This window comes from Kitasatospora sp. NPDC057542, assembly GCF_042801945.1.
GTDB lineage: Bacteria > Actinomycetota > Actinomycetes > Streptomycetales > Streptomycetaceae > Kitasatospora.
On the sequence record NZ_JBHVFE010000416.1, the window covers coordinates 1 to 8049 of the forward strand.

General features: G+C 73.5%; 7 protein-coding genes. 3 read left to right on the forward strand and 4 right to left on the reverse strand.

Annotation, left to right across the window (positions count from 1 at the left end; translation table 11 throughout):
• Positions 1–51: 51 nt before the first annotated feature.
• The 4 genes from ACFU7Y_RS34850 to ACFU7Y_RS34865 form a co-directional block, all read right to left on the reverse strand.
• Positions 52–1173, reverse strand: coding sequence for a DUF2510 domain-containing protein (locus ACFU7Y_RS34850; RefSeq protein ID WP_380770759.1), 1122 nt, complete (start codon positions 1171–1173; stop codon positions 52–54).
• Between the two features lie 110 nt (positions 1174–1283).
• Complete coding sequence (locus ACFU7Y_RS34855; protein ID WP_380770760.1) at positions 1284–2084, reverse strand: 3-oxoacyl-ACP reductase; 801 nt, start codon at positions 2082–2084, stop codon at positions 1284–1286.
• A gap of 7 nt (positions 2085–2091) precedes the next feature.
• Positions 2092–3477 carry an aldehyde dehydrogenase gene (locus ACFU7Y_RS34860; RefSeq protein ID WP_224281452.1) on the reverse strand — a complete coding sequence of 462 codons (1386 nt, stop codon included), beginning with the start codon at positions 3475–3477 and terminating at the stop codon, positions 2092–2094.
• Positions 3478–3500: 23 nt separating this feature from the next.
• The gene (locus ACFU7Y_RS34865; protein ID WP_224281451.1) at positions 3501–4886 is read right to left on the reverse strand and encodes a glutamine synthetase family protein; all 1386 of its coding nucleotides are present in this window, start codon (positions 4884–4886) and stop codon (positions 3501–3503) included.
• Positions 4887–5051: 165 nt separating this feature from the next.
• Between ACFU7Y_RS34865 and ACFU7Y_RS34870 the strand changes: the two genes are divergently transcribed.
• From ACFU7Y_RS34870 to ACFU7Y_RS34880, 3 genes are all read left to right on the forward strand, one after another.
• Positions 5052–5780 (forward strand): gamma-glutamyl-gamma-aminobutyrate hydrolase family protein, encoded by a 729-nt coding sequence (locus ACFU7Y_RS34870; RefSeq protein WP_380770761.1) that lies wholly within the window; start codon positions 5052–5054, stop codon positions 5778–5780.
• A gap of 194 nt (positions 5781–5974) precedes the next feature.
• A complete protein-coding gene (locus ACFU7Y_RS34875; RefSeq protein WP_380770762.1) occupies positions 5975–7054 on the forward strand; it encodes a cation diffusion facilitator family transporter in 1080 nt (359 codons plus the stop codon).
• Positions 7055–7112: 58 nt separating this feature from the next.
• On the forward strand, positions 7113–8015 hold the full coding sequence (locus tag ACFU7Y_RS34880) for a 5'-3' exonuclease (protein WP_224281457.1): 903 nt from the start codon (positions 7113–7115) through the stop codon (positions 8013–8015).
• Positions 8016–8049: the final 34 nt, after the last annotated feature.

Sequence of the window (8049 nt, forward strand, 5' to 3'; positions counted from 1 at the left end):
ATCCGGAGGGTTCCCCCCGGGTGGGCCGCCGCCGTGTGAGGAGCGCGGGGCTCAGGTGGTGGTGCCCCCGACGCCTCCGGAGCCCGCACCGGACCCGCCGGAGCCGGTCCCGGGCAGCCCCGGGATGCCCGGCAGCTTGCCCTTGTAGTCGGTGATGCCCTTGACGATGGTGTCCATCACCGCGACGTCCGGCGCCTTGTCGGCGATGTCGAAGCCGAAGTGCACCGAGACCAGCGACTTCCCGTCGGCGGACGGGAAGACCACGGTCTGCACGTAACCGTTGTTGCCCTTGGGCGCGTCCACCTTCCAGCGGACCAGGTAGCCGTCCTGGTTGTTGACCTTCACGGCCTCGGACTTGAGCTCTTGGTGCCCGGTGATGTCGCCGTACGCGGCCTTGGCGGCCGACGCGATGTCGGCCTTGGCCGCCGTCTGGGCGTCGGAGCCGCCGCCGTCGATCCGCCCGGTGTTCACACCGCCGAGCGAGCATTCGCTCGTGCCGTCGGCGCAGGTGTACGAGCCGACGGTGAGCGAGGCGTAGCCATCGCGGGTGCTGCCGGCCTCCCAGCCGGACGGGGCCTGCAGGGTGAGCCGGTTGACCAGGTCGATCGCCTTGTCGGCGCTCGGGCGGGTCTTGCCGCCGCCCTTGCCGTCCCCGCTGCCGCCGTTGCCGCTCCCGCCGTTGCCGCCGTTGCCGCCGTTGCCGCCACCACCGTTGCCACCGCCGTTGCCGGGGTCGCTGAAACCCGGAAGGCCGCCCCACGGGCCGTTGCCGCCCTGCGGGGCCGAGCGGGCGCTGCGCGGGGCGCGGTCCCCGTGGCCGTCCATCACGAGGTAGGTGATGCCCGAGCCGGCGCCCAGGCCGAGGAGGGCGGCGGCGGTGGTCGCCAGCACCAGCTTGGAGGGCTTGCGCCCGGCCTTGCGCGGCGGCCCGGCGGGCGAGCCGTAGGCCGCGCCGAAGGGCGGCGGCTCCGGGTAGCGGACGGTCGGGCCGCTCTCCAGCACCTCGCCCTCCAGCACCCTGGGCTGCTCGGCCGCTCCCGGCGCCGGGGCGTCCGAGGGTGCGGGCCGGGTGTCGGCCGTCCAGCCCTTGCCGTCCCACCACCGCTGCGGCCTCGGGTCGCTGGTGGTGTCCTTGGGGTCCGGGTACCACCCGGCGGGGATCTGCTCACTCACGGTAGAGAATCTAAAGGCAGCCGGATAAACGCGAAATCAGCGCAGCCGGAGATTCCCGCCGTTTTCGATGAGATTCCGGTGAGAACCCCGGTGCGGCGGCGAGGACGAGCCTAGAGCGGGGTCACGTACGCCCCGGAGATGCCGCCGTCCACCAGGAACTCGCTCGCCGTGATGAACGAGGAGTCGTCGCTGGCCAGGAAGGCCACCGCGGCGGCGATCTCCTCGGCCCGGGCGAACCGGCCGAGCGGGATGTGCACCAGCCGGCGGGCGGCCCGCTCCGGGTCCTTGGCGAACAGCTCGCGCAGCAGCGGGGTGTCCACCGGCCCGGGCGAGAGCGCGTTGACCCGGATGCCCTCCCGGGCGAACTGCACGCCCAGCTCGCGGGACATCGCCAGCACCCCGCCCTTGGAGGCGGTGTAGGAGATCTGCGAGGTGGCCGCGCCCATCCGGGCCACGAAGCTGGCGGTGTTGATGATCGAGCCCCGCCCGTGCCGGCGCATGTACGGCAGCGCGGCCTTGCAGCACAGGTAGACCGAGGTCAGGTTGACCTCCTGGACCTTGCGCCAGGCGTCCAGGCCGGTGGTGAGGATCGAGTCGTCCTCGGGCGGCGAGATGCCCGCGTTGTTGAACGCGACGTCCACGCTGCCGCAGGTCTCGTACGCCTCGTCGAACAGCGCCTCGACCATGTACGGGTCGGTGACGTCGGTGTGCACGAACAGCCCGCCGACCTCCTTGGCGGCGGCCCGCCCGGTCTCCTCGTCGAGGTCGGCGCAGACGACCTTCGCCCCCTCCGAGGCGAGCCGTCGGGCGGCGGCCAGGCCGATCCCGCTGCCCGCGCCGGTGACCACCGCGGTGCGGCCGACCAGCCGGCGGCAGACGACGTCGTCGCGCGCGGCGTGCTTCTCGCTCATGGGGCTGTCACTCCTCGCTGTGGATGAAGACGTTCTTGGTCTCGGTGAAGTGGCGCAGCGCGTCCGGCCCCAGCTCGCGGCCCACCCCGGACTCGCCGAAGCCGCCGAAGGGCGTCCAGTAGCGCACCGAGGAGTGCGAGTTGACCGACAGGTTGCCCGCCCGCACGCCCCGGGCCAGGCGCAGCGCCCGGCCGACGTCCCGGGTCCAGATCGAGCCGGACAGGCCGTAGCGGGTGGCGTTGGCCAGCCGCAGCGCGTCGGCCTCGTCGGTGAACGGCAGGACGGCGGCGACCGGGCCGAAGATCTCCTCGGTGACGGCCGGGGCCTCCGCGTCCCCGGGGGCGACCACCGTGGGCGGGTGCCAGTAGCCGGGCCCGTCCGGGACCTTCCCGCGGGCCAGCACCGGCAGGTCGGGGGTGAGGTAGGAGGCCACCCGGCGGACCTGGGAGGCCGAGATCAGCGGGCCGAGCTGCGTCTGCGGGTCGGCCGGGTCGCCGGTGCGCAGGGTCTCGACGGCGGGCAGCAGCAGGGCGAGGAAGTCCTCGTACACCTCGCGCTGGACCAGGATCCGGCTGCGGGCGCAGCAGTCCTGGCCGCTGTTGTCCGCGAAGGACATCGGGTCGGCGGCGCGGGCCAGGTCGGCGTCGGCGAAGACGATGTTGGGGCTCTTGCCGCCGAGCTCCAGGGTGACCCGCTTGGCGCGGGCGGCGCAGCGGGCGGCGACCTCCTTGCCGACGACGGTCGAGCCGGTGAAGACGATCTTGCGGACGGCCGGGTGGTCCACCAGGGCCCGGCCGGTGCCGGCGCCCGCGCCCGGGACGACCTGGAACAGGCCCTCGGGCAGGCCCGCCGCGAGGGCGAGCTCGGCCAGCCGCAGGGCCGTCAGCGGGGTGGCCTCGGCGGGCTTGAGCAGGACGGCGTTGCCGGCCGCCAGGGCGGGGGCGAAGCCCCAGGCGGCGATCGGCATCGGGAAGTTCCACGGCGCGATCACCCCGACCACGCCGACCGGCTCGTGGAAGGTCACGTCCAGGCCGCCGGGGACCGGGATCTGCCGGCCGGTCAGCCGCTCCACTCCTCCGGCCGCGTACTCCAGCAGGTCGCGGACGTTGCCGGCCTCCCAGCGGGCGTTGCCCAGGAGGTGGCCGGCCTCCTCCACCTCCAGGGCGGCCAGCTCGGGGACGTGCACCTCGACCTGGTCGGCGAAGCGGCGCAGCAGCCGGGCGCGTTCGCCGGGGGCGAGCGCGGCCCAGCCCGCCTGGGCCTTCACCGCCCGCCGGACGGCCGCGTCCAGCTGTTCGGGGGTGGTGTCCGGGACAGTGGCGAGCACCTCGCCGGTGGCGGGGTTGCGAACGGTGCTCGCGGCGGGGGCGGTGCTCGCGGTCGGCTCGGTCATGCCTCACGTCCGTCGGTCATGCGTCACATCCGTTCGAAGGATCGGTAGCGCTCCCAGTCGGTGACCGCCCCGTCGTAGGCGGCCTGCTCGACCCGGGCCATGTTCAGGTAGTGCTCGACCACGTCGTCGCCGAAGGCCTCGCGGGCCAGCACGCTGTCCGCCCACAGCTCGGCCGCCTCGCGCAGCGATCCGGGCACCCGGGCGTACTCCTCGACCGCGTAGGCGTTGCCGAGGCATGGCGCGGGCAGTTCCAGCTTGCGCTGCAGCCCGTGCAGGCCGGCCGCGATCATCCCGGCCACCGCGAGGTACGGGTTGACGTCGCCGCCCGGCACCCGGTTCTCCATCCGCAGGCCGGGGCCGTGGCCGACCACCCGGTAGGCGCAGGTGCGGTTGTCCCGGCCCCAGGCGACGGCGGTCGGGGCGAAGGAGCCCGGGCGGTAGCGCTTGTAGGAGTTGATGTTCGGCGCGTACAGCACGCTGAACTCGCGCAGCGCGGTCAGCTGACCGGCCAGGAAGTGCCGCATGGTGTCGGTCATCCGGCCGTCCCGGTCGGCGAAGGCGGGGGCGCCGACGGCGTCGCGCAGCGAGAGGTGGATGTGGCAGCTGTTGCCCTCGCGCTCGTCGTACTTGGCCATGAAGGTGAGCGCGCAGCCGAGTTGGGCGGCGATCTCCTTCGCGCCGGTCTTGTAGACGCTGTGCTGGTCGCAGGTGGTGAGGGCGTCGGCGTAGCGGAAGGCGATCTCGTGCTGGCCGAGGTTGCACTCGCCCTTGGCGGACTCCACCACCAGGCCGGCACCGGCCATCTCGGTGCGGATCCGGGACAGCAGCGGCTCGACCCGGGCCGTGCCCAGCATCGAGTAGTCCACGTTGTAGAGGTTCGCCGGGGTCAGGCCGCGGTAGCCGCCCAGCCAGGCCTGCTCGTAGGTGTCGCGGAAGACCAGGAACTCCAGCTCGGTGCCGATGTCGGCGGCCAGGCCGTGCTCGGCGAGCCGGGCGATCTGGCGGCGCAGCAGCTGGCGCGGGGCGGCGTCCACCGGGTGGCCGCCGTGCCGGGCGAGGTCGGCGGTGACCTGGGCGGTGCCGGGCTGCCAGGGGGTCAGCCGCAGGGTGCCGAGGTCGGGGCGCATCGCGAAGTCGCCGTAGCCGGTGGCCCAGGAGGAGAAGGCGTAGCCGTCCACGGTGTTCAGGTCGACGTCGACGGCCAGCAGGTAGTCGCAGGCCTCGGCGCCGTGCTCGGCGACCTCGTCGAGGAAGAACCGGGCGGCGAAGCGCTTGCCCTGGAGACGGCCCTGCATGTCGGTGAAGGCGAGCGCGACGGTGTGCACCTCACCGGCGTCCACCAGGGTGCGCAGCCCGGCCAGGGTCAGCGGCGGCCGGGGCGGCGAGCCCGCGGCGGTCTGTTCGAGCATGGCTGAACCCTCCTCCTCGATCACTCTTCGAGATCAAGCGGTCACAGCGAACCGTACGGCCTGCCGCTCGCGGGGCGGAAGAGGGCGACGGGTGTCGGCTGCCCGTGGCGCGCCGACGCGCGTGGCTGACGGTGGATCGCGCGGTTCGGGGGGAGAATGCGCGCCATGGATCGCAGGCCTTTGATCGGCGTCAGCACCTACCTGGTGGACGCGAGTTGGAGCGATTGGCGGGGCCGCCGGGTGGCCCTGCTGCCCGAGCGGTACACCGCGCAGGTCCGGGACTCCGGCGGAATCGCGGTCCTGCTGCCGCCCGACGTCCCGGAGCGCGCGCCGGAGGTGCTGGCCCGGCTGGACGGCCTGGTGATCGCGGGCGGGCCGGACATCGACCCGGCGTACTACGGGGAGCCGGCCCATCCGGCGACCGAGGTGGACTCGCCGGAGCGGGACGCCTGGGAGGTCGCGCTGCTGCGGGCGGCGCTGGTGGCGGGAATGCCGCTGCTGGCGGTCTGCCGGGGGATGCAGATCCTGAACGTGGTGTGCGGCGGGACGCTGGTGCAGCACCTTCCGGACGTGGTGCCGGTGGACGTGCACGGAGGGTCGCCCGGGTGCTACGGCTCGCACCTGGTACGGCCGGTGCCGGGGACGCTGTTGGGCGGGCTGCTGCCGGAGAGCGAGCTGGAGGTGCCGACCTTCCACCACCAGGCCGTCGACCGGGTCGGGGCGGGCCTGCGGGTGAGCGCCCACGCGCCGGACGGGACGGTGGAGGCGGTGGAGGGCCCGGGGTTCGCGCTCGGGGTGCAGTGGCACCCGGAGCAGGGGGACGATCTGCGGCTGATGCGGGCCCTGGCCCGGGCGGCCACCGCGGCGACTCTCGACACGCTGGCACTGGGGTAGCGCAACTGGGCGCGGGGGCAGGGGAGTTCGGGCCGCCGGCCGGCTGTGGTGTGCGCCGGGTCCGGCCGCCCGGACGGGAACGACAACGGTCACCAGTACAACCTTTGGATCTTTGTCGATTCTGCGGTTCACTTCGGTTGCGGGCCGGTCGCGCCGCGCCCCCCTTCACACCCGTGCGCCCAGAGAGGACTTCCATGGCCGGGCACGAGCATTCGCACGATGATCATGCGCATGACCACAAGCACTCGCACGGGAACCGCGGACACGGCGGACACGGGCACGGGTCCGGCGGACACGGCGGACACTCGCACGGCGTCGCCGCCGACGCGGACCGCCGCTGGCTGCTCAGCGCCCTCGCCCTGATCGTCGTCTTCATGGCCGGCGAGGTCGTGGTCGGCTTCGCCGCCCAGTCCCTGGCGCTGATCTCGGACGCGGCCCACATGCTCACCGACGCCGCCTCGATCGTGCTCGCGCTGATCGCCATGCGGCTCGCCGCCCGCCCGGCCCGGGGCGGCTACACCTACGGCCTCAAGCGCGCCGAGATCCTCTCCGCGCAGGCCAACGGGGTCACCCTGCTGGTGCTGTCGGCCTGGCTGGGCTACGAGGCGATCACCCGGCTGCTCGAACCACCGGAGGTCACCGGCTCACTGGTGCTGATCACCGCGCTGGTCGGGATCGTGGTCAACCTCGCCGCCACCTGGTGCATGTCCAAGGCCAACCGCAGCTCTCTGAACGTCGAGGGCGCCTTCCAGCACGTGCTGACCGACCTGTACGCGTTCATCGCCACCGCCGTCGCCGGTGTGGTCGTGCTGACCACCGGCTTCGCCCGGGCCGACGCGATCGCCTCGCTGATCGTCGTCGCACTGATGCTCAAGGCCGGCATCGCGCTGGTCCGGGACTCCGGGCGGATCTTCCTGGAGGCCGCCCCGGCCGGGATCGACCCGGACGCGGTGGCCGACCGGATGGTCACCGAGCCACTGGTCGAGGAGATCCACGACCTGCACATCTGGGAGATCACCTCCGGCCAGCCCGCCCTGTCCGCGCACATCCTGGTCACCCCCGGCGGCGACTGCCACGCCGTGCGCCGTTCGCTGCAGCGCCGGCTCTCGGACGAGTACGGCATCACCCACTCCACCCTCCAGGTCGACCACGTCGGCGAGGACGAGGCCGGCGCGCTGCTGCAGATCGCCGGGCCGGGCGATCCGGCCGTCGACGCCGAGCACTGCGCCGACGCCCACGGCCCGGTCCACCGCGCCGGACCGCACGAGCACTGACGACACCCGTCCGTCACCGCGGTGCGGCATGATGCTGATCGTGACCGCACCGCGACTGATGCTGCTCGACTCCGCCAGCCTGTACTTCCGGGCCTACTTCGGCGTACCGGACACCCTGCGCTCGCCGCAGGGTGAGCCGGTCAACGCCGTCCGCGGCCTGCTGGACTTCATCGCCCGGCTGGTCCACGACCACCGCCCCGAGGAACTCGTCGCCTGCATGGACGCCGACTGGCGCCCGCAGTGGCGGGTGGACCTCGTCCCCTCGTACAAGACGCACCGGGTCGCCGAGGCGGCCGAGGACGGCGAGGAGGAGGTGCCCGACACGCTGGCCCCGCAGGTCCCGGTGATCGAACAGGTGCTGGACGCGCTCGGCATCGCCCGGGTCGGCTCCCCCGGCTACGAGGCGGACGACGTGATCGGCACCCTCACCGCCCGCGCCACCGGGCCGGTGCAGATCGTCACCGGCGACCGCGACCTCTTCCAGCTGGTGGACGACGCCCGCGGGATCACCGTGCTCTACCCGGTCAAGGGCATGGGCAACCTCCAGGTCACCGACGACGCGCTGCTGCTGGAGAAGTACGGCGTGCGCGGTGCCCGGTACGCCGACATGGCCGCCCTGCGCGGGGACCCGTCGGACGGCCTGCCCGGGGTCAGGGGCATCGGCGAGAAGACCGCCGCCCAGCTGATCAACGAGTACGGCGACCTCGCGGCCATCCGCGCCGCCGCTCTCGACCCGGGCTCCAAGCTCACCCCGGCCCGCCGCCGCAACATCGTCGAGGGCTCCGCCTACCTCGACGTCGCCCCCACGGTCGTCCGCGTCGCCGACGACGCCCCCCTGCCGGGCTTCGACCCGGCCCTCCCCCGCGAGCCGCTGTACCCGATGACCCTGGAGGAACTCTCCACCCGCTGGGGCCTCGGCACCTCCCTCGACCGCGTCCTGGAAGCCCTCGCCACCCGCTGAGCCCGTACCTGCGAAGGGGCCCGCACGTTCGACG

Excerpts from the sequence above, each read along its gene's own strand:
- ACFU7Y_RS34860 (WP_224281452.1), bottom strand. The coding sequence starts at position 3,477 with ATGACCGAGCCGACCGCGAGCACCGCCCCCGCCGCGAGCACCGTTCGC.
- ACFU7Y_RS34875 (WP_380770762.1), top strand. The coding sequence starts at position 5,975 with ATGGCCGGGCACGAGCATTCGCACGATGATCATGCGCATGACCACAAG.
- ACFU7Y_RS34855 (WP_380770760.1), bottom strand. The coding sequence starts at position 2,084 with ATGAGCGAGAAGCACGCCGCGCGCGACGACGTCGTCTGCCGCCGGCTG.
- ACFU7Y_RS34870 (WP_380770761.1), top strand. The coding sequence starts at position 5,052 with ATGGATCGCAGGCCTTTGATCGGCGTCAGCACCTACCTGGTGGACGCG.
- ACFU7Y_RS34865 (WP_224281451.1), bottom strand. The coding sequence starts at position 4,886 with ATGCTCGAACAGACCGCCGCGGGCTCGCCGCCCCGGCCGCCGCTGACC.
- ACFU7Y_RS34880 (WP_224281457.1), top strand. The coding sequence starts at position 7,113 with ATGCTGCTCGACTCCGCCAGCCTGTACTTCCGGGCCTACTTCGGCGTA.